Consider the following 23,339-nt stretch of genomic DNA (forward strand, 5'->3'; position numbering starts at 1 on the left):
CGCGCCGGCAGGTCTGTACCGGCCGCGCCCAGCCAATGCGCCGACCCCGCGACGATTGCGGCGCCGCCGAGGTAGGGGGGCACGCCGCCTGTGCCGTTGTTGCTTATGACTGGGCCCAGTCGACCCGCCGTCATATCTCCAGGATGCCGGCGGCAGCTTGTGGCGCGACGGTACCGTGACCGTCCGCCACTTCCGGCCCTGCACCGCGGCGCTACGCGGTGCAGGGCCATCTTCCTTCCAGATATCGCTTGGTTCGCTTGCTCGCCGCGTGTCCGGCGACGCTCAGGCGAACGCGGCGCGCAGCGCGGCGGCGGCCTGCGCGAGCGCCGTGTCGGCGGCATCGACTCTGCCTTGCTGCAGCAGAAAGCCGTGGATCTGCCCGTCCCAGCGCCGGCTGTTGACCGGTACGCCCGCCGCGATCAACGCCTGCGCATAGGCCTCGGCCTCATCGCGCAACACGTCGTATTCGGCGCTGAACACCGTCGCCGGCGGCAGGCCGCGCAGGTCCGCCGCGCGCAGCGGCGACACCCGCGGATCGGCCGGATCGGCGCCGCCGAGGTACTGGCGCCAGTACCACTGCATCATCGGCGCGCTGAGGAAATAACCTTCCGCGAATTCGCGATACGACGGGTGGGCGCAGGCGGCGTCCAGCACCGGATACAGCAAGAGCTGATGGCGCAGGCCCGGCCCGTCGCTGCGCGCGCGTTGCGCCAGCGCCGCGGCGAAATTGCCGCCCGAGCTGTCGCCGGCGATGGCGATGCGTTCGCCGTCGCCGCCGAATTCGCCGGCATGCCGCGCGACCCAGCACAAGGTCGCATAAGCGTCGTCGAGCCCGGCCGGGAACGGCGCTTCCGGCGCGAGCCGGTAATCCACCGACACCACCAGCGTCCGCGCCCATGCCGCCAGGCTGCGGCACAGGCCGTCGGTGGTGTCGGGACTGCCGAGGACGAAGCCGCCGCCGTGCAGATAGACGGTGATCGGCAGGGCGGACGCATCGCCGGGGGCCGCGATGGGACGGTATAGCCGCAGCGCGACCGGCCCGGCCGGGCCCGGCGCGCGCAGGGTTTCGATGAGCACATCGGCGCGCGGCGGCGCGGCGGGCTCGGGAATGGCGAAGGACGCGCGCAGCTGCGCGGCGTCCAGGTGTCGATAGTCGAGGTCGGGATCGGGCGAATAGGCCTCGATCATGGCTCGGGCTTGCGGATGCAGGGGCATGCGACTTCCGGTCGGAGACGATGTCCACAGGCTATCGGCGCGCCAATCGGCGATAAACGAGGCGGCAATCCGGATATCTTGGATCGAAACGCTCTAATGCGGTGGGTGTCGATGTCGGTTTGTGTGTTCGCACTTGCCGCGGCATGCGTCCTGGTGCGAAACGCTCAGCTAATGCGCCTCATGCCCGATCGACTACGGAGCCCCTCTCCCGCTTGCCACCCAAGGTGACTTCCTGCGGGGAGAGGGGTTGGGGTGAGGGTGCTGGTAGTGTGGACATCCTGTCAGAGCATTCGCGCCTGCGGCGCTCATCCCTCACCCCAGCCCTCTCCCGCGCCCCGCAGGAAGTCACCTTGGGTGGCAAGCGGGAGAGGGAGCAGGAGGGGGAGTAGTACGGCTTTGTCAGTCGCTCTTATTCCCAAGCCGCCTCGCCACCGCGCGGCGCCAGGCGCTCGGCGACGAAGTCGAGAAAACACGCGATCCGCGAGGCCAGCTGGGTGTTGCGGTAGTAGACCGCGTTGATCGGCTGGCGCGCGTCCAGGGTTTCGCCCGCGAACAACTGCACCAAATCGCCGCGGCGCCGGTCTTCGCGGGTCATGAAGTCCGACAGGCAGACGATGCCTTCGCCGGCCAGGGCGAGCTGGCGCAGGGTTTCGCCACTGGAGGCGTGCAGGCGCGGGGCGATGTCGAGTTCGTTGCCGTGGACATCGCGCAGCGGCCAGCGGTTGAGCGTCGCGGTCGGGGCGAAGCCGAGCAGGCTGTGTTCGCTCAGATCGGCGACATCGCGCGGTGTTCCGCGCGCCTGCAGATAGGCCGGACTGGCGAGCACGCGCAAGCGGCTGCTCGGCAAGGGCCGCGCGTGCAAGGTCGAGTCGGCGAGCTGGCCGATGCGGATGGCGATGTCGGTGCGCTGTTCGAGCAGATCGATGATCTGATCGTTGGTGTTGAGCTCCAGTTCGATCTGCGGGTACCGGCGGCGAAAATCGCCGATCAGGGGCACGATCACGTGCAGCATGAACGGCGATGCGGCGTTGACCCGAAGACGGCCGGCCGGTTGCTGATGGCGCAGCGCCATCTGCTCTTCGGCGTCTTCCACCGACGCCAGGATCGCGCGCGTGCGCGCCAGCATGGTTTCGCCTTCCTCGGTCAGCTCCAGCCGCCGCGTGGTCCGGCGCAATAAAGTGGTGCCGAGTTTTTCCTCCAGCCGGCTCAAGGCGCGGCTGACTCCGGACACGGTCTGATCCAGCGATTCGGCCGCGGCGGTGATCGAGCCGGTATCGACCACGGTGGCGAAGGCGAGCAGCTCGTCGAGGGTGATCTTCATGCGCCATTCTAGGCACGCGCCGGGCCGGGATTTCCAGTGGTCGGTTCCGCGACGCGATTACGGACGAATTGCCCGCGGCGTGATTGCTTTCTCATCGTCTTAATAGTTGTCGATGCATGCTCGGGCCTTAGCCGCGATGAGGATTCCACATGTATCGTCCGCACCGCCGTTGGCTATCGATTCTGTCGTTGTCGCTGCTGTCGGCAGCAGTGCTGAGCGCCTGCGGCGAGCGCGCGAGACTGCAGGTCTCCGACGGCACCGGTCCCACGCCGAGATTGCCCGCGCCGAACGCGACGACGTTGCCGACCGTCAATATCGCCCCGGCCATCGGCTGGCCGGCCGGCGCCAAGCCCACGCCGGCCGCGGGACTGGCGGTGCAGGCGTTCGCGCAAGGCCTGGATCACCCGCGCTGGCTGCATGTGCTGCCCAACGGCGATGTGCTGGTGGCCGAAAGCAACGCGCCGGCCTCGGAGCAGAAAGCCTCCGGCTTCAAGGCCTGGGCCGCGGCGCGGGTGATGAAGAAAGCCGGCGCGGCCGTGCCCAGCGCCGACCGCATCAGCCTGCTGCGCGATGCCGACGGCGACGGCATCGCCGAATTGCGCACGGTGCTGCTCAAGGATCTGCATTCGCCGTTCGGCATGGCCCTGGTCGGCAACGCGTTGTACGTCGCCAACGCCGACGCGGTGTGGCGTTTTCCGTATCACGACGGCGACACCGGCATCGCCGACAAGGGCGTGAAGATCACCGACCTGCCGGCCGGCATCAATCACCACTGGACCAAGAACCTCATCGCCAGCGCCGACGGCAGCAAGCTCTACATCACGGTGGGTTCCAACAGCAATGTCGGCGAGAACGGCATGCAGATGGAGGAAGGCCGCGCGGCGATCTGGGAACTCGATCGCGCCAGCGGCAACAAGCGCTTGTTCGCCACCGGCCTGCGCAACCCTAACGGCCTGGCCTGGGAGCCGAGCACCGGCGCGCTGTGGACCGCGGTCAACGAGCGCGACGAAATCGGCAGCGATCTGGTTCCCGACTACATCACCTCGGTCAAGGACGGCGGTTTCTACGGCTGGCCCTACAGCTATTACGGCCAGCACGTGGATACGCGGGTGCAGCCGCAGAATTCGCAACTGGTCGCCTCGGCCCTGGCGCCGGATTACGCGCTCGGGCCGCATACCGCTTCGCTCGGCATCGCGTTTTCGCACGGAACCAGCTTGCCGGCGGCGTTCGCCAACGGTTTGTTCGTGGCCCAGCACGGCTCGTGGAACCGCAAGCCCAAGAGCGGCTACAAGGTGATCTACGTACCGTTCAAGAACGGCAAGCCCGACGGCGCGCCGGTGGACGTGCTGACCGGATTTCTCAACGCGAAGGAAGACGCGCAGGGGCGGCCGGTGGACGTGCGCCTGGACAAGCGCGGCGCCTTGCTGGTCAGCGACGACGTCGGCAATACGGTGTGGCGGGTGACGGCGGCGAGCGTTCGCTGAGCGCGTTCGATTGCCGCGGTCGCGGGCCGCGCCGGCTCAATCGCAACCGTCGCGGCCGCCGTCGAACAACACCACCGCGGCGGAATTCGGCGTGCCCGGCTTATGCGACAGCGAGGCGCCGACGATGCTGAGCTTCAAGTGCTCGGGCGAGACCTCGATGCGCAGACGCTTGCTCGCGCCGCGTTCGCGGTAGTCCAGGGTATGCGTGTCCGCCGATGCGCCGGGCGCCGGCGGTGCCGCTTCGGACACACGCTCGTATTCGATCCGCGCCTGCGGATTGGCGATCAGCGAGGCCATCGCATCGGCGTTGGGCTTGATCGCCTTGGTATGCGGCAACTGCCGCATCGGCGCGGGCTTGGACGCCGGCGCGGGCGTGGGATCGGCGATCGGGCGGCTGGCCAGCAGCGCCGTGCGCCCGTCGCGCGCGAACCACAACTGCACGCGGCGATCGGGATCGTCGCCGTCGGCGCGTTGCAACTGGCCGCTGAGCCATTGCGGGTGTTCGCGATCGGGCAACAGGCGCAGCAACAAGGTGGCGCGGCCGTCGGGCTCGACTTTCTGGATCCAGCAGCCACGCACGCGGTCGATCTCGTCCGGCGTGGCCGGCGACGGCGGCGATGCGGGCGGCGCGGGGCGTTTGGCGGCGTCGGCATGGGAGCAGCCGAGCGCGAGCAGCGACGCGCCGAGGGTGAAAGCAATCAGGGAACGCGGCATGGCGGGGTTCTCGCAAGGGACCGGTGGCGCACCCGGCCACACTAGGCGTTCGCGCGGTGCATGTCGTGAAGGCCGGCGCGTGCGTGCACGATGGCGTTCAGCGTCGCGGCTTCGAATCGCGCGGGCCGGATGCGGGCGGCGTGGCGGTCGCCGCATCGCAGCTCTCGCGCCGGCCTTCGAACAGCAGTTCCAGTTGCGGGCCGATGGAAGGATCGGGAAGACGCTCCGCCAGCAGGATCGCCTGCATCCGCAATCGGCTGGCCGATACTTCGAGCCGGAGAATAATCGGGCCGCGCCGCTGCTGATAGTAGGCCGTGAGCGTGCCGGGTATCGCCGGGCTGTCGCTGAACCTGGTCGGCATATCGCCGTGCTCGAACACGATGCGCCATGCGCGCGCGGTAAACGAGAGCTGCAACCGGTCGATGGGCCGCCACGTGCGCGGATCGACGGGCCGCAGGGGAATTTTCGCCGGCCACGCGATCGTGACTTCGTCGTCGTCCGCGCCGTCGGGGAGGACCGCCATGATCAGCTGCGAACCGTGATTGGTCAGCGCCAGTTGCAGCGAACGTTCGCGCGGGTCGGGGACGACGCGGCGGATTTCGCCGAACAATCCGGACGGCGATGGCTTCGCTTCTCGCCAGTTCAATCGGCGTGCGACGCCGTCGTCGTCGGCGCCGCGGATGGCCCAGCAGCCCTGCGCGAGTTCGGCGACGGATTGCTCGTTGGAGACCGGGGCCGCGGAGGCGGGCGATATCGCGAACGCGCCGGTAATCGACACGACCAGCGCCAGCAGGGCGGGCGGTAGGCAAACGCTCGGCGAACGCGGCATGAGGGGGAGCCTTGGGTGATGGTGAACCTCATCCTAAGCCAGGGCCGACCGGATCGCGGCATCCACGTTTTTGCTCGTCATTCCCGCGAACGCGGGCTCTGCTTTACTTCGGCGAAGCCGAACATCCAGGGCCTTTCGTGCGAGAACGTTTGAAGTCGCTGGATTCCCGCGTTCGCGGGAATGACGAGCAAAAACGCAGAGGCTTGTGAAGCCGAAACCTCGGCGAGGCAGCGTTACTGCACCACCGCGACCTCGATCTCCCGCTCATCGCTGCGTCCGCGATCATCGACCACCGACACCCGGAACTGGCCGGTGCGATCCGGCGTCCAGGCCAGCGCCTTGCCCGGGTCGGCGCTGCCGATGAAGGTGTTGCCGACGAACCAGTACAGCTTCGACACGTCGGCATCGACCGTCGCGGCCAGGCTCAGGTTGACCTGGTCCGGATGCGACAGCCGCATCGTGTAGCGGGTGGCGCGATAGGGCGAGGTGATGCTCGGCGCCGTACCCAGCCAATCCTGAGCGCCGCCGCAGTCGTGGCCGGACGGTGGGCGCTTGCGCGGAATGCCGGCCTGCACGAACACCTGGGCCAGATCGGACGGCCAGAATTCGAACACTTCCGTGCGCATGGTGTCAGGATCGAAGCGCCCGCACACCGGTCGGCCGCTGATCTTGTCCAGGGCGACCGCGCGATGCACGGTGCTGATCCGGATCGGCGACTTGCCGGGGATGAACCAGGTCATGCCGCGCTGCGGGCACCAGGCGTTGGGCAGGTCGCCGCTGGCGCGGCAGACTTCCACGCGCTTGATGTTGATCGGCCATTGCCGCACCGGATCGGCCAGATCCACGCGCGCGGCCTGCAGGCCATCGACGATGTCGAAGAACAGCGGCGCCGCCGCTTCCACGCCGACCAGGGCCGGATTGCTGGCGCCGTCGAAATTGCCCATCCACACCACCAGCACGTACGGGCCGACGATGCCGGCGCTCCAGGCGTCGCGGAACGCCCACGAGGTGCCGGTCTTCCACGCCACCGGCAAGGGTCGCGAAGCCGATTGCGAACCCGCGTCGGGGCGCGGATTGTGCCGCAGCATGTCGCGGGTGATGAACGCGGCCTCGGCGCTGATCAGGCGCGCGCCTTCTTCCTGCGGATCGCTCTCGCGCCAGCGCAGCGCGCGCAGGCGGCCGTCGTTGCCGAGCATCGCGTACATGCGCGCGAGCTCGTTCATCGTCACTTCGCCGCCGCCGAGCACCAGCGCCAGGCCGTAGTGATCCTTGCTGGCCATGCGGCTGACCCCGGCCTGGCGCAGGAAATCGTAGAAGCCGGGCTGCTTGAGCTGGGAGGCGACATACACCGCGGGAATATTGCGGCTGCGCACCAGCGCTTCGGTCGCGGTCACCGGGCCCATGAAGCGGCCGTCGAAATTCTCCGGCGTGTACGGGCCGAACGCGCTGGGCACGTCGCGCAGCACGGTCTGCGGATGCAGCACGCCCTGATCCAGGGCCAGGGCGTAGATGAAAGGCTTCAAGGTGGAGCCGGGCGAGCGCTTGGCGTCGCTGCCGTTGACCTGTCCCTGGATCGAGGCGTCGAAGTAATCCGCCGAGCCGACCAGCGCGCGCACGCCCATGTCGCGGGTGTCGATCAGGATCGCGCTGGCGTTGCGCAGACCGCGGCTGCGTTCGCGCTGCAGATGATTGCGCACGCGTTCTTCGAGCAGGCGCTGCAGGCGGGTGTCGAGCGTGGTCTTGAGTTCCGGCCCGGCCTCCGGATGCCAGGCCTGTTCGGCCAGCACGCGATCGACCAGATGCGGCGCGCGGAACGGCAGTTCGCGCGCGCTGTGCAGGCGCAGCGGCAGGTTCAGCAGCGCGTCCTCGGCCGCGTCCTCGGGGTGGCGTTCGCGCCAGCGCGCGTACAGCCGCGCGCGCGCGGCTTGCAGGCCGCGGCCGATGTAGTAGGCATCGTCGTCGCTGCCGTCTTCGTGGACGGCGAGTTTGCCGCGGCGCGACGGCGCTTGCGGCAACACGGCCAAGGCCAGGGATTCGGGAAGCGTCAGGCGATCGGTGGGCTTGCGGTAATAGATCAGGCTGGCCGCGCCGACGCCTTCGATGTTGCCGCCGTAGGGGGCGAAATTCAGATAAGCCTCAAGGATGTCGTCCTTGGAATAGCACAGCTCGAGTTGCACCGCGCGCGCGATCTGCACCAGCTTGCCGCGCACATCGCGGGTCTGCAGGCGCCAGCGCAGGCGCGCGAGCTGCATGGTCAGGGTGGAACCGCCGACGCGGGCCTCGCCGCTGCCGTAGGTGGACCAGGCGCCGCGCAGCAGGCTGACCGGATTGAATCCCGGATGCCAGCGGAACCAGGCGTCCTCCTGCAGCATCACCGCTTCGACCAGACGGGGCGAAATGTCCTTCAGCGGCACCCACAAACGGTAGCGCTGGTCGCTGGCGAGGGTCAGCCGCAGCAACCGGCCCTCGCGGTCGCGCACGACGGTCGACAGCGGGATCGCTTCCGACAGGGAAGGGCGCGGCCAAAAGCGCACAGCGCCAAGGATCGCAGCGACGACAATGAGACTCAGCAGAAGAACCACCCACTGCCGTCGCCACTTGATAATGCGAAACAAGCCGAGATTCATGGCGCAGATCCAACGCGCACAGCGCCCCACATCGCAGCGACGACAATGAGACTCAGCAGAAGAACCACCCACTGCCGTCGCCACTTGCTAATGCGAAACAAGCCGAGATTCATCGCACAGGCTCAAAGTGCAAAACGTTCTGTAACGCGGCGGCGGCAATGATCCGCCGCCGCCTTCTCATCGAAACCCGCCGCGGATTCATGGCGTGGGCGCATTCACCTGCAACACGCCCGCTGGGCCGCCCTGCGCGTACACCGAGCGCTCGTACATCGATTCGGCATACACCGGCGGCACCACGAACTTGCCGCTGTTGTTGGCGCGGACCTTGTAGCGGAACTCGCTGGCTTCGCCGCCAACGCTGCCGTACAGGACAATGCGATCTTCGCGCTGTTCGACATGCAAGGGCGCGAAGGTCGAGCCGGGCAGGGCCAGGGTCTGTTGCGGCGCCGCGTTCGGATCGGGGACGTCGCGCGAAGGTTGGCCTTCCTCGCTTTCGCCATCGCCTTCGCTTTCGCCGCACTCTTCCTCGCAGCCTTCCTCCATCGCGGCCCCGCTTTCGTCCGCGCTGGCGCTGGCCGCGACGTACTGCATCACCGGTTCGAAACCGCCCGGCAGCAGATCGACGATCGCGATGGAATCGCGCATCGGTACGCCGAGCGCACGCACCCGCACGCGCACCGTGACTTCCTGGCCCTGCCTGATCGAGGCGACCGGCTTGCCGGCGTCGTCGAGGTACTCGCGCACCACTTCCAGCCCTTTGTCCTGCACTTCCTTGGGCAGGGCGCGGTCGAAGCCGCTTTGATTGACCAGATACCAGGCCGGTGCCGGGCCGCCCGGCGCGACCCACAGGCGCAGATCGCCGCCGGCGAAGTTGCCGCGCGAAATCACGCCCTGCGCCGCGCCGATCGGCCGCGACTTGCCGTCCTTGCTGGCCGCTTCCAGCACCGGCAGCGGTTGCTGCGGCTGGGCGCCGGCGTAGGCGTCCATCGCCAGCACGGTCAGCGCCGAGGACAGGGTGTTGTAGCTGTTGTGACGCAGCGGATCGAGCAGGCGTTCCAGCGCCGTCATCTTCAGGCCGTCGCGGGTCAGCGCCGGGAAGTGACGGTTCAGCAGATACACCGTCCAGGCCTGATCGATGCCGTTGTCGTAGTAGGACGCGTAGACGCCGCGCGTGGTCGCCGCCGCGCCGTTGGCGCGGATCAGCGCCTTGTTGACCAACGGTCGTGCCGCTTTGTCCTGCTGCAGCAACTGATAGCTCGACGCGATCAGCAGGCCGGCGACATCGTTCTCCCAGGTCTTGGGCTGATCGCGCTTGATCTGCTCGTGCACCGCGCTGAGCAGGTTGCTGGCGGTGCGGCCCTGGCGGACCAGCAGATACACCGCCAGCGCGCGGCTGCGCAGCGACGGCAGGTCGTTGCCCGAGCGGTCGGCGGCCAGCTGTTCCAGATAGCCGTTGAGCGACTTGAGCAGGTCCTGCGGAATCGCCTGGCCGCGATCGCGCGCTTCCAGCAGATACAGCGCGGCATAACCGGTGACGAAGTTGTCCGCTTCCGGCGTCGCCGTCCACAGGCCGATGCCGCCTTCGCTGTTCTGGCGCGAACGCAGCACGTCGATGATGTCCAACTTCACATCGCCCGGACGGTTATCGACGATCTTGCCCAGTTCCGGATGCGAGGCCAGCACCAGCGCCGGGAACGCGCCGCTGAGCAACTGCTCGCTGCACTGGTACGGGTAATCGCTCAGGTACGCGGTCAGCCCGTCCACCGCCACCAGCGGCGACACCGAGGCCGACAACTGCCGCGTGGCGCGCTGGTCGTACATCGCGCGCAGCGGCTGGATGACGACGCGCTTGTCGGCGCGGCCGGCGATCAGGTCCTGGCGCGCGACCAGCGCCGGGCGCAGCGACAGCTCGATCCGACGCTTGGCCGAGTACATGCCCGAAGACGCCGTCCCCGACGCGGCCTGGATGCCGACCGGCAGCGCGCCCAGCGCATTGCCGGCCTTGACCCGGAACCGCACCGTGGCTTCGCTGCGCGGCGCGATCGACACCGCGGCCGGCGCGGCGCCGACCAGACTCAGCGACGCCGGCAATTGCAGGCTGACCGTCACCTGCGAGGGCTTCTTCGCGCCCTCGATGGTGTTGGCCACGCCGACCGGCAGGTCGAACTCGTCGCCCGGCGCGACATGGGTCGGCACGGTCGGAGTCAGCACGAAATCGCCGCGCACGATCGCATCGTCCTGGATCACGCCGATGCGTCCGGGCGTCACCGCCACCGCGACCACGCGCACCTGGCCGTTGAAGTGATCGGGCAGGGTGAACTTGAACTGATGGCTGCCATCGACATCGACGATGCCCGACCACCACACCGCCGGCTTCTCCGACTTGCGCTTGAACGGATTGAGATGCTTGGCCATGCCGCCTTCGCCGTCGCCGCCCGGCGCCGCCGAGGCGGCGATGCGGCTGAACTCCGGCAGCAGCAGATCGAGAATCTGCGCGGTGTCCACCTGCAGCGACTTCTTGCGGAAGAAATGATCCAGCGGATCGCCGACGCGGTAGCGCGCGACCTGCAGGATGCCTTCATCGACCGCGAACAGCACCACTCGCGCCTTGCCTTCGGTGGTGACATCGGCCGTCATCGGCGTGCCCGGCTTGGTCACCTTGGGCAGCGTCAGTTTCAGCGGCTGCGTGCGCGCGCTGCGATCGACCGCGAACGGCGCCACGCCGAACGACAACGGGCTCATGTAGATCTCGTCGGAGTTCGGATCGCGCAGGAACTGCACGTTGATGTAGCCGTTGCCCTCGAAATCGGCCGGCACGGTGATCTTCTGCACGCTGGCGCTGCTGTCGGCGTGGAACCAGGCGTGGGCGTAGACCTTGTCGCGTTCCAGCGTGATCAACCCGCTGCCGGCATACGGCGCGCGGATGCTGATCTCGATGGTCTCGCCCGGCTTGTAGCTGGGCTTGGACAAGTTAAGGCTGAGCTCGGCATTGCGCTCCAGCGAGCGCGACAGGTTGGCCGCGCCGGCGATCTGGTAGCCGATCTGATTGAGCACCTTGCCGTCGGCGCTGCGCACTTCGAGCAGGAAATCGCCCGGCTGGTCGGTCGGCAGCGACACGGTCTGACGGCCGCCGGCTAGGGCCAGCGGTTCGTCGCGCTTGTCGTAGCGGCGCTCGTGCGAGACATAGCGGTACAGACCCGAGTCCTGCTTGGTCAGCACCGAGACGTAGCGTTTCTCGACCACCACAGCGCGCAAGCCTGCGACCGCCCTGGGCTCGCCGTCCTGGCCGATGGCGACCAGTTGCAGCGCGCGCTTGGCGCCGCGCTTGATGTAGTTCAGATCGTCCTGCGGCTTGATGCCAACCAGGAAGTCGTTGTTGGACACCAGCGCGCTGGTCTGAGCCGCGACGTTGCGCCCGCTGCCCGGTTCGAAGGCGCGAGCGAGGAAACTCAACTGGTAAGTAGCCCGCTCGTACTTGCTCAGATCGAGCTTGAACTCGGCCTTGCCCTCGGCGTTGGTGGTCTGGTCGCTGAGCGCTTCGTCGTAGCCTTCCTTGGCCCGCTGCGGGTCGAAGAACTGATAACCCGGATAGGCGGCGAAGGCCGGGAAGAACGGACGCAGCACCATCGTGCCTTCCACCCGGCGTTGCTGCGCGGGCGTGCCGAACAGGTTTTCCGCCGACACCGTCGCCGACAATTGCTCGGGCTTGATCCAGCCCTTCGGATTCTCGGTGGAGAACTTCGCCGTCACCTTCATGGTGTCGGGGGCGAATTCGCGCACCTGCACCGAGGTCGAGCCCAGGGTGGTGCGCTGGTTGTCGCGGCCGAGCAGGAACAACTGGATCTGCCAGGTGCCGCTGGGCGCGCTGTCGCTCGGCGCGAAGCTGGCGCTTTCGAAGCCTTGTTCGCTGAGCTTGAGTTTCTCGCGCTTGGCCACGTTGCCGCGCGGATCGGTGAACTCCCACTCCAGCGGCAGTCCGGCGAGCGGACGCTTCCAGTCGGCGGCGCGCACGATCATGCCGATGTTGATGGTGTCGCCCGGACGGTACAGGCCGCGATCGGAGAACAGGAAGGCGTTGAGCGCGCCGGCCTCCAGGTCGTTGGGCTCGCCGCCGATGTCGAAACGCGAGTAGTCCAGCTTGCGGCGGTAATCGTCGATGGGCAGGAAGGAATAGTCCTCGCCCTGGCTGACGGTCAGCATCGCCGGCTCTTTTTCGCGCTTGAAGCCTTTCAGCGAAGGAATCTGCGCGCGGCCGGCGGCGTCGGTGTCGGCCTCGACCAGGGTTTCGCCGTTGCGCGCCACGGCGCGAACGCGCGCGCCGGCGACCGGCGAGCCGTTCGACAGCGATTGCACGAACACGTCGCGGCGTCCGTCCATCGCCTGCTTGACCACGATGCCCAGGTCGGTGAGTACGACCAGACGGCTGTCTTCCTCGCTGCCGGCGTCGTCGGACAAGGTTTCCTGCGCCGGACGCTTGGCGTCGTCGTCGCTCAGGGTGCGCAGGCTCAGCAGGAACACGCCGCGGCGGTTCGGCTTGAGGTACTCGCCCAGGTCCACGCCCTCGTAATGCGCCTTGGCCGGATTGTCGGCGGGCAGGGTCAGGCGTTTTTCCTCGCGCTCGACCAGACTGTCGGCGCCGAGGTTGTAAAAGCTGGGCTTGGCGTAGCTGCCGCTGTTGTTGAACACCAGGTGCTGGATCTGCTCGGGCAGCACGCGGGCGATTTCCAGCCGCGCCGCCGGCACGTTGCGCGAGACCACGCTGACCCGGCGTTCGCCGCGCAGCGAGAGCAGGGCGCCTTCGCCGACGAAGCGCAGCAGCTTGGGGTACTGGGGCACGGTCTGCACGGCGGTGTGGTTGGCGCCGAGGATGAAACCGCCGAAGGCCTTCAGGCCCTTGTTGACGCGCACATAGATGTGCCGGCCGGCAGGGGCCTGGAACTTGAAGCTGTGGGTTTCGATGTACTCGCGTTCGGTCGGCACCGCGCTCAGCGGCAGCGCGGTGGCGGCCTTGAGCACGGCTTCATCGACGCTGTCGCGCGACCACGAGTAATTGCCGCTTTGTTCCTTGGCCGGACGGCGCGGGTCCTTGGCCGGCAGCAGCCAGGCGCGCACCGCGCCGGCGACGTCGGTGTCGCGCATGGCGTTGTTGAAGCTCAGCACCAGCACCTGTTCGGGTTCGAAGCGCTCGTTCTCCACCAGGGTGGTATCGATGTTGTCGACGCTGACGCTGTACAGCGAGGGCAGGCGCACCTGGCTGCTGAGTTTTTCCGCGCTGCCTTCGCCGCCGAGCGCGCTGACGACGCCGGGCGCGAGTTCGAGCTTCAGCGTGCCGCCGTTTTCCGGCAGGGTCAGCGGTTCGGAATGGACCCAGGCCTTGAGCCGGGTGTCGTCGTAGGTGAGGGTGTACTTGGGCGCGGCCATCGCGGTGCCGCCGCCGTCGGCCAGCGACAGGGCGACGCGGCGCTGCAGTTGCGCCTCATCGACCGGATGCGAGAACTTCAGTTCGTACACGCCTTTCTTCAAGGCCGGGTCCTGCGGGTCCTGGTAGAACTCGCTGCTGGCGATCTCGGCCTTGAACGGCGCGGTCTGGAATTCGAATTCGTGTTCCTGCAGCAGCACCTTGGGCGCAACGGTCTGCTTGGTGTCGAGTTCGACCTTGTACTTCGTCTTGACCGGCCAGTCGGCGGACGGGGTGAACACCAGGGTCTTGTCGTCTTCCCACCTCCAGGCGCCCTTGAGCTCGGGCGTCAGCGTCACGCCGAGCGGCGCGGAGCCGATCTGCTTGAGCGGCGCGGCCGAGTCGGAGAAAGTCAGGCGCAAGGTATCGACCGTGGCCGGCTTGCGGCTGTAGTCGGTGAGCTCGGGGTTGTGCACTTCCACGCTCAGCGCGCCGGGAATCACCGGCTTGGGCCGGGTGGCGAGCCAGTAGCCGAGCGCGCCGACCACGATTAGGCCGAGCACGCTGCCCAGGTACAGCCCGGGTTTTTGCCGGACGCGCGCCAGCAGCGCGGCGAGCCACGCGGGCGGGGACCAGGCGATATCGCCGAAGACGGCGCGGCTGGCGCGCGTCCAGGGCTTAGGGCGGCCGGCGTCGCCGGCCTCCGCGGCGGGAGCCGGTTGCGACGGCGACGAAGAGGTTTGCATTGCGGAAGTTCCGATCCGTGGTGCGGTGGCCAGTGCCGGGCCGAGCGATCCGTTGCTCAGCCGGTCCCCATCAGTTGCGACGTTTCGAACTGCGCGCGGGGCGTTTTTTGCTTGTGCGCGTATCGATCGAAACGGTAGACCCAAATGTTAGGAAATTGTTCCTGCCGTTCGTCGGCTTGTCGAGATTTTTTTATCGATGAACTTCCGCGGGCGGTCGAACCGGGCGGCGGCCTGAGCCCGGGGCGGTCGCCTGGCACTTGGTCGCCGGCGCTGCCGCGGTCTAAGCTCGGGGCCGTTTTGGCTGTCGGAGCCTGCATGGACATCGTTGCGCTTATCGCCGTGGTCGCCGGGTTGTATCTGGCCTTCAAGCTGGTCGGTTTCCTGTTGAAGGCGGCGATGTGGCTGTTGGTGATCGGCGGCCTGTACTGGCTGATCGCGCCGTTGGCGGGCTGGCCGCTGTTGGGCTAGGCCGCACGGTAGCGGAGTTTCATCTGTTGGTAGCGTATTCGACCTTCCCAAGGAGCGTGCAGCCTCATGAGCGACCCGCAAACCGTCCCCGCGCACTGGTTCGACGACACCCAGGACATCGGCCGCCTGGTGCGGGCGATCTACGCCTGCATCTCCGGCCCCGCCGGCGCCCCGCGCGACTGGGCGCGATTCCGCTATCTGTGCCATCCGCGCAATCTGAGCTTGCGCACCGTGGTCGAAGCCGACGGCTCCACCTGGGCGCAGGTGCTCGATACCGAGCAGTACATCGCCGATGTCGAGCCGTTTTTCGCCGCGAACGATTTCTTCGAAGTCGAGACCGACCAGCGCATCGAGCGTTTCGGTCAGATCGCCCATGTGTGGAGCAAGTACGACGCGCGCCCCACGGCCGACTCGCCGGTGTTGATCAAGCGCGGGGCCAACAGCCTCCAGCTGTGCTACGAGAAAGGGCGCTGGTGGGTGTTCTGCACGATCTGGGATAACGAACGCGAGGGTGTGAAGTTCGATTTGTTCTGAGGTTGCGGCCCTCATCCGGCCTTTCAGGCCACCTTCTCCCGCAAGCGGGAGAAGGGCAGGCAGATTCATTCGAGACAGCTTGAGCCCAAGCGAACTAGCCCCTCTCCCGCTGGCCACCCAAGGTGACTTCCTTCGGGGCGCGGGAGAGGGGTTGGGGTGAGGGCCGTCGCGCGCCGCAAGCGCCCATAGCAGCCACTCAGGCAACACACTCGATCCGATCCGGACCCGATCCCCAACTGGAATCGCCGCGCGCGGTCCCCACATCAAAGGGATCTTCCCCCGAGTCGCCCGCGCATGCTGCCGTTCTCCGTTCTGGATCTGGCCCCCGTCACTCAAGGCAGTCATGCCGGCCAGGCCTTCGCCAACAGTCTCGACCTGGCCCGTCACGCCGAAGCGCTGGGCTACACCCGCTACTGGCTGGCCGAACACCACAACATGCCCGGCATCGCCAGCGCCGCGACCGCGGTGCTGATCGGCCACATCGCCGGCGGCACCTCGACCATCCGGGTCGGCGCCGGCGGCATCATGTTGCCCAACCACGCGCCGCTGCAGGTCGCCGAGCAGTTCGGCACGCTGGCCTCGTTGTATCCGGACCGCATCGACCTGGGCCTGGGCCGCGCGCCCGGCACCGACCAGGCCACCGCGCGCGCGCTGCGCCGCTACTACGACGGCGCCGACAGCTTTCCGCAGGATGTGGCCGAGCTGCTGCATTACTTCGAACCGGTGCAACCCGGGCAAGCGGTGCGCGCGGTGCCCGGCGCCGGATTGGACGTGCCGGTGTGGCTGCTCGGATCGAGCTTGTTCAGCGCGCGCCTGTCGGCGGCGATGGGCCTGCCGTTCGCGTTCGCCTCGCATTTCGCCCCCGACGCCATGGACGAGGCGCTGACGCTGTACCGGCGCGACTTCAAGCCGTCCGCGCGGTTGCCGCGGCCGCACGCGATGCTGGCCTTGAACGTGGTCGCTGCCGACAGCAGCGCGCAGGCGCGGCGGTTGTTCACGACTCAGCAGCAGTCCTTCGTCAATCTGCGTCGCGGCATGCCGGGATTGATTCCGCCGCCGATCGACGATATCGAGAATTTCTGGACGCCTTTGGAAAAGGCCGGGGTCGCGCAGGCGCTGGCTTGCGCGGTGGTCGGCGATCCGGGCGAGGTGCGCGAGGGCATTGCCGCGTTTATCGCGCGGCATCGTCCGGATGAGGTGATGATCACCGCGAATATTTACGAGCATGCGGCTCGGTTGTATTCGTTCGAGTTGGCGGCGCGGGCTTGTAAGGCGATCGCTTAAGAGCGGTGGAGCAAATCCCCCGGTGCGGCGGGATCGGTGTGAACCAGGGCGGCGCAGGCGCCAGCCCCTTTTTTCAAAGGGGGCGAATTGACGGGGCGGTTGCCGAAGTGACATCGCGCGCCCTCCCAAGCCCGTGCTGTTCCCCCCTTTGAAAAAGGGTGAAGGGCCGCGCTTGCGAACCGCAGGTTCGCGCGGCACTGAACGCCCACAGGCTATGCCTGTGGGCCGGAGGGCAGGGGGGATTTGCTTTTAAAACCCAACCTTCAGCGCGGCACCACCCCAAGCAACTCCACCTCGAACACCAGCGAAGTATCCGGTGGAATCGCACCGCCGCCGGCGCCCTCGACGCCGTAGCCCATATCCGCCGGAATCATCAGCACACGCTTGCCGCCCACGCGCATGCCGGCGACGCCGTCGTCCCAGCCGCGGATCACCCGGCCGGCGCCCAGCAGGAAGCTGAAAGGCTTGCCGTGGTCGAAGGAACTGTCGAACTTCGTGCCGCGCTTGTTCGCGGCCTTTTCGTCGTACAGCCAGCCGGTGTACTGCACGACCACTTCCTGGCCCGACTGCGCGACCTCGCCGGTGCCGACGCGTTCGTCGATGGTCTGGAACTGGGCGATGCGGCCGCTGAACACTTTCTTCGGCGCCGCCGCCTGTTCCTGCGCGGCCGGCTTGTCGCAGGCGCTCAGCGCCAGCGCGGCCGAGGCCAGAACCAGGGCCAGCGGCAGGCCGCGGACGAAAGCGCGCAGCCGCGTCAGGGAGTCATGGGAATACGCGCACGGGCTAAGAGCGAACGACACGCTTTACCTCGGAATTTCGCCGGCAAGGGACGCACAGCTTAGCCTGCGCCGGCGATGGCCGCGTGGGCCGTTCGCCATGCTCAGTGCGAGGACGACGGCGCCGGTTCCAGGCTGGCGCTGAGCACGCGCATCGCCTGAGTGGTCGCCGCGTCGGCGGGAAAGAACGATTCGATCGCGATCTCCGACAAGGTCACGTCCATCGGCGTGCCGAACACGGTGGTGGTGCTGATGAACGACAGATCGCCCAGTTCGCTGCGCAGCCGGAACGGCACCACCACCAGACCCGAGGCCGGGACGTCGTAGTCGTCGTAGTCGTCGGGCGCCGGATACGCGGCCAGTTCTTCGTACAGGCTCGCCAGCACCGCATCGCCGGTGGCGGCGATCTGATGGCGCAGGCGATGCAGCAGATGCGCGCGCCATTCGCCCAGGTTGATGATGCGCGGTGCCAGGCCTTCCGGGTGCAAGCCCACGCGCAGCACGTTCGACGGCCGCGCCAGCAGGAATTCGGGCACGCCGGCCAGCAGCGGCGCCAGCGCGCGATTGTGTTCGATCAGGTTCCAGTGCCGGTCCACCGCCAGCGCCGGATGCGGCTCGTGGCCGTACAGCACCAGCTCGACCGCGGCGTGCGCTTCGCGCATGGCCGGATCGTCGAGCGAGCGTTCGGCGTACATCGGCGCCAGCCCGGCGGCGGTCATCAATTGATTGCGCTCGCGCAGCGGCACGTCGAGACGGTCGACCAGCCGCAGCAGCATCGCCCGGCTCGGCAGCGAGCGCCCGGTCTCGATGAAGCTGACGTGGCGGGTGGAGATCTGCGCCATGTCGGCCAGATCGAGTTGGGTCAGACGGCGACGCTGGCGCCAATCGCGCAGCAGCTCGCCCACGGGGCGCTGATCGTTCATGCGGCCACGATAGCCCAGTGCGATGACGGCAGGCATTACCTGGCAGGTAATCGACCGGCCGCGGGCGCGGGTGTGTGATGGCTTCGACTTCAGACCCACGACCCTCAGGAGAACGACCATGGCCATCGCCACGCAAACCCCCGCCAGCCACTTCCTGCGCCGCGTGATCGCCGCCGACGCGGTGATATCCGGTGCCGCCGGCCTGCTGCAACTCAGCGCCGCCGAACCTCTGTCGCGACTGCTGGCGATCGACGCCGGCTGGCTGCGCGGCGCCGGCGTGGTGCTGATGTTCTGGCTGGCGTTCCTGGGCTGGGTGTTGAGCCGCCGCGCGATCGGCGCGACGGCGACCTGGACCATCATCGGCGTCAACGTCGCCTGGGTCGCCGCGTCGGCGCTGGTGCTGGTGGAAGGCGCGATTACGCCGAACAGCCTGGGGCTGGCGTTCGTGCTGGCGCAGGCGGCGGTGGTGGCGGTGTTCGCCGAACTGCAGTTCTTCGGCCTGCGCCGGCAGCAGCGCGGCTGAGCGAACGGCTGGATTGGGCGCGGCGCGGGACGAATCAACGTCCCGCCTGCGCCGCCGCCGGGCTCAGCCATTCGCGCCGGCGTTGTTCGACCTGCGCCACGAGGCCGCCGAGTTCGCGCCGCTGCGCGTGCTGCAGCACTTGATCGAGCACGGCCGCGGCTTGGTCGCGCTTGCCCTCGGCGGCCAGCACCCGCGCGTGGCTGAGCTGGATGGTCAGCGCATCGATGCCGTCGCCGTGGTTGTGCAGATAGGCCAGCGCCGGTTCCAGCGCGGCGCGCGCGGCCGGAATCTGTTGCAAGGCAACCAGTGCTTCGGCGCGGATGCCCGCGGCCTGGGCCAGTTCGATCTGGGCCTGACTCTCGCGCAAGGCCGGTTCGATCCGGTCGAGTTCCTTCAAGGCCGCATTCGCCTGACCTTCATCGACACTGAGCGCGGCCAGTTCCAGGCCGGTCACCGAACCCCAGTAATCCTGCTGGTGATCGCTCTGGCGCTCGCGCGCGTCCAGCAGTTGTTTGCGCGCCTGCGCCAGGCGGCCCTGATCGTGCAGCAACTGGCCGATGCGGAACTGCGCTTCGGCCTGGCCTTCGTAATCGCGGGTGCGCCGTTCGATGGCCAGGGCCTGATCGAGCAACTCGCGCGACTGCGCATACTCGCCGCGTTGCCGCAGCACATCGCCGAGCCCGCGCAGCGCCCACGAGCGGCGCGGCTGCAGCCCTGAGCGTTCCGCGATCGCCAGCGCCTGCCGGTAGCTCGCCATCGCCGCGGCGGTTTCGCCCATGTCGAACTGCAATGCCGCCAGCGCGCTCAATGTCCACGATTCGCGGTCGGGATCGCCGAGTTCGCGCGACAGCTGCAACAGCGTTTCGGTTTTCTGCCTCGCTGCCGGGCGCCGGTCCTGGGCCCAGTCGATGTTGGCCAGATTCTGCAGCGCGGCGGCCTGCGAGGCTTTCATGCCGGCGCTTTCGAACAAGTCCAACGCGCGTTGATAGAGATCGCCGGCGCGGGCGAAGTCGCCGCGTTCGTAATACCAGCCGCCCAGGTTGACGTCGCTGCGGGCCTGGCCGATGGCATCGCCGATCTGTTCGAACTGGGCGCGCGCGGCGCGGTAGTCGGCCAGCGCGCCGGGCTGGTCGCCGAGCGCGTTGCGGCCCCAGCCGCGTTCGAGCAGGGCGTTGCCGATCAGGTGCGGCGCGCGCAGCGTGCGCGCGCTGCGCAGGGCGCGGTCGCCGGCGTCGCGTTCGGCGGCGTAGTCGCCTTGCGCTTCGGCGATCGCGGTTTGCGCCAGATCGATGCGCGGGTCGGCGTTGCCGTGATTGCGGCGCAGATCGGTCAGGCTGGCTTGCGCTTCCTTCAGCTCGCCGCCCTGCGATTGCGCGCGCGCCAGGCCCAGGCCGTATTCGATGTCTTCCGGATAGAAGCGGTACAGCGCGCGATAGGTTTCGATCGCCTGCGGCCAGGAGCGGTCGGCTTCGTACATCAAGGCTTCCAGCGCCAGGCGGATTTCGCGCGGCGCGGCGCCGGCATGGGCCAGAGCGGCGCGCGCGACGGCGCCGGCGCGCGGGTGGTAGCCCTGCTGCATCAAGGTGCGGGTCAGCGCGAGTTGGCCGGGCAGGAACCCGGGCGCGCGTTTCACCGCGGCGTCGAGTTTGCTCTGGGCGGTGCCGAGTTCGCCGCGTCGCAGCGCCTGCACGCCGTCGGCGTAGTCGCGCAGCAGGGCGACGTCGTCGCTGGTGGTGGCGCCGCGGGTGCGTTCGATCGCGGTGCTCAGGCGCGGCAGTTGCAGGCGATCGCGCACCTGCGCGCCGGCCGCGGCGATCAGCGCGGCCGGATGGCGGCGGTCGCCGTCGATGCGCAGTTGTTGCAGGCGTTCGCCGCTGGCGGCGTCGAGCACGTCGAGTTCCAGGCTCAGGCCGTCCGCGCCTTGCCCCGGCGCCGCGCGGTAGCGCCCGACCATGGCCAGACGCAGGCCGAGCTGGCGGCTCATGCGCAGCAGCGCGGCGCTGTCGGGCGCGCGCCCGGGCGGCAGCGGCAGCAGTTCGGCCAGGCGCTGGCCGTTGATCACTTGCAGGCCGTCGTTGAGCGCCAGTTCCTGCGCGAGCAATTCCGGCAGCGCGCTGCTCAGCCAGGCGTCGCCGGCGGCGGCGCCGGGCGCGGGCAGGAAGTCGAACACCGCGATGCGGGAGACCGCGGCCTCGGCGAGCGGATTGACCGGCGCGACCGCGGCCGCCGGCGCGGCCGGTCGCAGCCACAGGTAGCCGCCGGTGCCGGCGGCGGCGAGCAGCAGGCCGGCGGCGAGCGTGGGCCACAGGCGGCGCGGGTGCGGCGATGTGGGTGTTGAGGCGGGTGATGGCAACGGGACGGGCGAAGCGGGCGGAGCGGGTTCGGCTGCGATCGTGGGTTCCTCCGGTTCCGGAACCGGCACCGCCGCGGGAGGCGGGAACGCGGCAGGCGCAAGCGCAGGTGCCGCTGCCGCCGCCTCGCGCTCGACCTCGCCGACGAAGCGGTAGCCCTGCTTGGGCACGGTCTGCACGTAATCGACGCCGGCGTCGCGTTCCAGCGCCTTGCGCACCTGCCAGATGTGCCGCCCCAGGCTGGCTTCGGTGACCACGGTGTTCGGCCACAGGCAGGCGAAGAACTCGTCGCGGGTGATCAGCAAACCGGCCCGGCGCAGCAGCAGGAGCAGGGTGTCGAACACCTTCGGCGGCAGGTCCACCGGCTCTTGTCCATGCCACAAGCGACGTTGGCCGGCTTCCAGGCGGAACCCGCCGAATCGGTAAATCTCGTTATCGGACATGCACTTACCCGTTGCGCCCAACGAGGGGCGGGGGCCCCCTGTGCGCGGCCATTCTCGGGCCTGGCGAGGCAAAAATCACAAAAAGTTTCCGCGCGCCGGCGGCAGCCGGGCGACTACGGTGCCTCCTCGCGCGAAGGTCGGCTCCGGGCGGGCCGGGTCGGAGCGAGGCTCGCAGCTTCGTCCGGCGAGCCGGGGATGGTTCGCAACTGCCCGCGCGCGCAGGGGCGTTGAGATATCTGTTTCTGGTTTCGGGCGTCCGCGTTTTTGCTCGTCCCGCGTTCGCGGGAATGACGAGCAAAAAAACGCCGAAGCAAGCACCGGCGAGGGCATGCCGCCCCGGGGGCGTAGAACTCAGTTCGGGAGGTGCCGCGAGCCGGCGCTCAGCCTTCGATCGGCCCGTCGTAGGACACCGCGACGATCGCGAAGCGGGCCATGCCGCCGGGCAGCATCGCTTCGAATTCGTCGTCGACGCGGCGCTTGAGCATGGCCCGCGCCAACGGCGAGTCGATGCTGATGTAGCCCAGCTTGGCGTCGGTTTCGTCCGGGCCGACGATGCGGTAACGCGCCAGCTCGCCGTCGGCGACGTTCTCCACTTCGATCCAGGCGCCGAAGAACACCGATTGCGGATCGGTCGGCGTGGTCTCGATCACCCGCAGCAACGGCAGGCGCTTGCTCAGATAACGCACGCGCCGGTCGATTTCGCCCAACTGCTTCTTGCGATAGATGTACTCGGCGTTTTCCGAACGGTCGCCCTCGGCCGCGGCCGCGGTCAGCGCCTTGACCACTTCAGGACGGCGCACCCGCCACAGATCGTCCAGCTCGTGCTTCAGGCGCGCGTGGCCTTCCCGGGTGATCAGGGCGGTGCTGTGTTCGGCTGGGGGGCGCCATCGGCCCATCGCAAAGGCATCGCAGCAAGCAGGGCGGCCGTTATCGCAGAGTGGCGCCCGCGGTTCAAGCGCGCCGCCGCGCGGGCGAGACCCGGCGCGCTTGCAATGGGCCCGATCCAGGAGCCATGTCCAGGCAAGTGCGTGGGCATGAAAAAAGGCGGGCCGGATAGACCGGCCCGCCTGGAAGCTCGCCAAAGGCGCGGTTGCGCACCGCCGGCGCCCGCCGCGCTGGCTACGCTTACTGCGCGGCGCTGGCGCGCTTGAGGTTGTAGTTGAGCTGCGAGTCGATCGCCTTGCCGTCCTGATCGAGCTGACGGATTTCCTCGTGCGAGACCACTTCGAACAGGCGATCGGCGGCGCTCTTGCTGTTGGGGTCCAGACGCAGGCGCTTGCCGTCTTCTTCCGCGGTCCAGCTGCCGTCGCCCTTGGCGTTGCCGTCCTTCTTGCCCTGATAGGTCTCCTCGATGGTGTAGCTGCCGTCAGCCTTGAACTCGATCTTGGTGTCGATGCCGCTGCAGTCGGCGCAGGGCAGGGTGCCGCTGAAACCGCCGGCGAAGGCGGCGGCGTCGAAACCGGGCTTGGGGGCTTCGGCGACGGGGGCGGGTTCCGCGGCGGGAGCTGGGGCGGGTTCGGCGGCCTTGGCTGTTTCGGCAGGCGCGGGCGTCACTTCGGTTGGCTTATTGCACGCGCTCAGCGCGAGCGCGGCGAGACAGGCGAGGGCAAGCAGTTTCTGATTCACGTGCGGCTCCTGGTGATGAGTGGAAACGTTCTGAACTCACTGGTTGCAATGGCGGCCGGATCGGATCCGATCCGGCC

At 68.3% G+C, this 23,339-nt stretch carries 16 protein-coding genes; 5 read left to right on the forward strand and 11 right to left on the reverse strand.

Going from position 1 to position 23,339, the window contains the following annotated elements; genetic code table 11:
• Window positions 1-282 precede the first annotated feature (282 nt).
• Window positions 283-1,215 (reverse strand): alpha/beta hydrolase, encoded by a 933-nt coding sequence (locus LG3211_RS09780; RefSeq protein WP_057942669.1) that lies wholly within the window; start codon window positions 1,213-1,215, stop codon window positions 283-285.
• Between the two features lie 409 nt (window positions 1,216-1,624).
• Entirely contained in the window at window positions 1,625-2,536 is a 912-nt protein-coding gene (locus tag LG3211_RS09785) for a LysR family transcriptional regulator (protein WP_057942670.1), read from the reverse strand.
• Between the two features lie 149 nt (window positions 2,537-2,685).
• Here LG3211_RS09785 and LG3211_RS09790 point away from each other — a divergent pair, with 149 nt between their 5' ends.
• Complete coding sequence (locus tag LG3211_RS09790) at window positions 2,686-4,020, forward strand: PQQ-dependent sugar dehydrogenase (RefSeq protein ID WP_057942671.1); 1,335 nt, start codon at window positions 2,686-2,688, stop codon at window positions 4,018-4,020.
• A gap of 36 nt (window positions 4,021-4,056) precedes the next feature.
• On the opposite strand, the gene LG3211_RS09795 is transcribed toward LG3211_RS09790, so the two are convergent.
• The 4 genes from LG3211_RS09795 to LG3211_RS09810 form a co-directional block, all read right to left on the reverse strand.
• Entirely contained in the window at window positions 4,057-4,734 is a 678-nt protein-coding gene (locus LG3211_RS09795) for a hypothetical protein (RefSeq protein ID WP_057942672.1), read from the reverse strand.
• Between the two features lie 97 nt (window positions 4,735-4,831).
• On the reverse strand, window positions 4,832-5,563 hold the full coding sequence (locus LG3211_RS09800; RefSeq protein WP_057942673.1) for a hypothetical protein: 732 nt from the start codon (window positions 5,561-5,563) through the stop codon (window positions 4,832-4,834).
• A 233-nt stretch (window positions 5,564-5,796) separates the two neighbouring features.
• Window positions 5,797-8,043 carry a penicillin-binding protein 1C gene (gene pbpC, locus LG3211_RS09805; protein ID WP_237049865.1) on the reverse strand — a complete coding sequence of 749 codons (2,247 nt, stop codon included), beginning with the start codon at window positions 8,041-8,043 and terminating at the stop codon, window positions 5,797-5,799.
• Window positions 8,044-8,388: 345 nt separating this feature from the next.
• Entirely contained in the window at window positions 8,389-14,334 is a 5,946-nt protein-coding gene (locus tag LG3211_RS09810; protein ID WP_057942675.1) for an alpha-2-macroglobulin, read from the reverse strand.
• Between the two features lie 315 nt (window positions 14,335-14,649).
• Here LG3211_RS09810 and LG3211_RS26350 point away from each other — a divergent pair, with 315 nt between their 5' ends.
• The 3 genes from LG3211_RS26350 to LG3211_RS09820 all read left to right on the forward strand — a co-directional run bounded on the left by LG3211_RS26350 (window position 14,650) and on the right by LG3211_RS09820 (window position 16,620).
• Window positions 14,650-14,802: a hypothetical protein gene (locus LG3211_RS26350; protein ID WP_187313165.1), complete on the forward strand. Its 153-nt coding sequence runs from the start codon at window positions 14,650-14,652 to the stop codon at window positions 14,800-14,802.
• Between the two features lie 66 nt (window positions 14,803-14,868).
• The gene (locus LG3211_RS09815) at window positions 14,869-15,336 is read left to right on the forward strand and encodes a hypothetical protein (protein WP_057942676.1); all 468 of its coding nucleotides are present in this window, start codon (window positions 14,869-14,871) and stop codon (window positions 15,334-15,336) included.
• Window positions 15,337-15,630: 294 nt separating this feature from the next.
• Complete coding sequence (locus LG3211_RS09820) at window positions 15,631-16,620, forward strand: LLM class flavin-dependent oxidoreductase (RefSeq protein WP_057942677.1); 990 nt, start codon at window positions 15,631-15,633, stop codon at window positions 16,618-16,620.
• Window positions 16,621-16,883: 263 nt separating this feature from the next.
• Here the strand turns inward: LG3211_RS09820 and LG3211_RS09825 are convergent, their stop codons facing one another.
• Both LG3211_RS09825 and LG3211_RS09830 read right to left on the reverse strand, forming a co-directional pair.
• The gene (locus tag LG3211_RS09825; protein ID WP_386793463.1) at window positions 16,884-17,342 is read right to left on the reverse strand and encodes an FKBP-type peptidyl-prolyl cis-trans isomerase; all 459 of its coding nucleotides are present in this window, start codon (window positions 17,340-17,342) and stop codon (window positions 16,884-16,886) included.
• Between the two features lie 158 nt (window positions 17,343-17,500).
• Window positions 17,501-18,319 (reverse strand): helix-turn-helix domain-containing protein, encoded by an 819-nt coding sequence (locus LG3211_RS09830; RefSeq protein ID WP_222837593.1) that lies wholly within the window; start codon window positions 18,317-18,319, stop codon window positions 17,501-17,503.
• Window positions 18,320-18,437: 118 nt separating this feature from the next.
• On the opposite strand from LG3211_RS09830, the gene LG3211_RS09835 reads away from it, so the two are divergent.
• On the forward strand, window positions 18,438-18,842 hold the full coding sequence (locus LG3211_RS09835) for a hypothetical protein (protein WP_057942679.1): 405 nt from the start codon (window positions 18,438-18,440) through the stop codon (window positions 18,840-18,842).
• 34 nt (window positions 18,843-18,876) lie between these two features.
• On the opposite strand, the gene LG3211_RS09840 is transcribed toward LG3211_RS09835, so the two are convergent.
• The 3 genes from LG3211_RS09840 to LG3211_RS09850 all read right to left on the reverse strand — a co-directional run bounded on the left by LG3211_RS09840 (window position 18,877) and on the right by LG3211_RS09850 (window position 23,262).
• Window positions 18,877-21,636, reverse strand: a complete 2,760-nt coding sequence (locus LG3211_RS09840; protein WP_057942680.1) for a tetratricopeptide repeat protein — start codon at window positions 21,634-21,636, stop codon at window positions 18,877-18,879.
• 380 nt (window positions 21,637-22,016) lie between these two features.
• Window positions 22,017-22,532, reverse strand: a complete 516-nt coding sequence (gene greB, locus LG3211_RS09845; RefSeq protein ID WP_057942681.1) for a transcription elongation factor GreB — start codon at window positions 22,530-22,532, stop codon at window positions 22,017-22,019.
• Between the two features lie 229 nt (window positions 22,533-22,761).
• Window positions 22,762-23,262 (reverse strand): copper resistance protein NlpE, encoded by a 501-nt coding sequence (locus LG3211_RS09850; protein WP_057942682.1) that lies wholly within the window; start codon window positions 23,260-23,262, stop codon window positions 22,762-22,764.
• Window positions 23,263-23,339 lie beyond the last annotated feature (77 nt).

It is taken from the genome of Lysobacter gummosus (assembly GCF_001442805.1).
GTDB lineage: Bacteria > Pseudomonadota > Gammaproteobacteria > Xanthomonadales > Xanthomonadaceae > Lysobacter > Lysobacter gummosus.

Bases quoted from the DNA above. Each gene is read 5' to 3' on its own strand.
- LG3211_RS09780 (WP_057942669.1), bottom strand. From the start codon at position 1,215: ATGCCCCTGCATCCGCAAGCCCGAGCCATGATCGAGGCCTATTCGCCC.
- LG3211_RS09785 (WP_057942670.1), bottom strand. From the start codon at position 2,536: ATGAAGATCACCCTCGACGAGCTGCTCGCCTTCGCCACCGTGGTCGAT.
- LG3211_RS09790 (WP_057942671.1), top strand. From the start codon at position 2,686: ATGTATCGTCCGCACCGCCGTTGGCTATCGATTCTGTCGTTGTCGCTG.
- LG3211_RS09795 (WP_057942672.1), bottom strand. From the start codon at position 4,734: ATGCCGCGTTCCCTGATTGCTTTCACCCTCGGCGCGTCGCTGCTCGCG.
- LG3211_RS09800 (WP_057942673.1), bottom strand. From the start codon at position 5,563: ATGCCGCGTTCGCCGAGCGTTTGCCTACCGCCCGCCCTGCTGGCGCTG.
- LG3211_RS09810 (WP_057942675.1), bottom strand. From the start codon at position 14,334: ATGCAAACCTCTTCGTCGCCGTCGCAACCGGCTCCCGCCGCGGAGGCC.
- LG3211_RS26350 (WP_187313165.1), top strand. From the start codon at position 14,650: ATGGACATCGTTGCGCTTATCGCCGTGGTCGCCGGGTTGTATCTGGCC.
- LG3211_RS09815 (WP_057942676.1), top strand. From the start codon at position 14,869: ATGAGCGACCCGCAAACCGTCCCCGCGCACTGGTTCGACGACACCCAG.
- LG3211_RS09820 (WP_057942677.1), top strand. From the start codon at position 15,631: ATGCTGCCGTTCTCCGTTCTGGATCTGGCCCCCGTCACTCAAGGCAGT.
- LG3211_RS09830 (WP_222837593.1), bottom strand. From the start codon at position 18,319: ATGAACGATCAGCGCCCCGTGGGCGAGCTGCTGCGCGATTGGCGCCAG.
- LG3211_RS09835 (WP_057942679.1), top strand. From the start codon at position 18,438: ATGGCCATCGCCACGCAAACCCCCGCCAGCCACTTCCTGCGCCGCGTG.
- LG3211_RS09840 (WP_057942680.1), bottom strand. From the start codon at position 21,636: ATGTCCGATAACGAGATTTACCGATTCGGCGGGTTCCGCCTGGAAGCC.
- greB (WP_057942681.1), bottom strand. From the start codon at position 22,532: ATGGGCCGATGGCGCCCCCCAGCCGAACACAGCACCGCCCTGATCACC.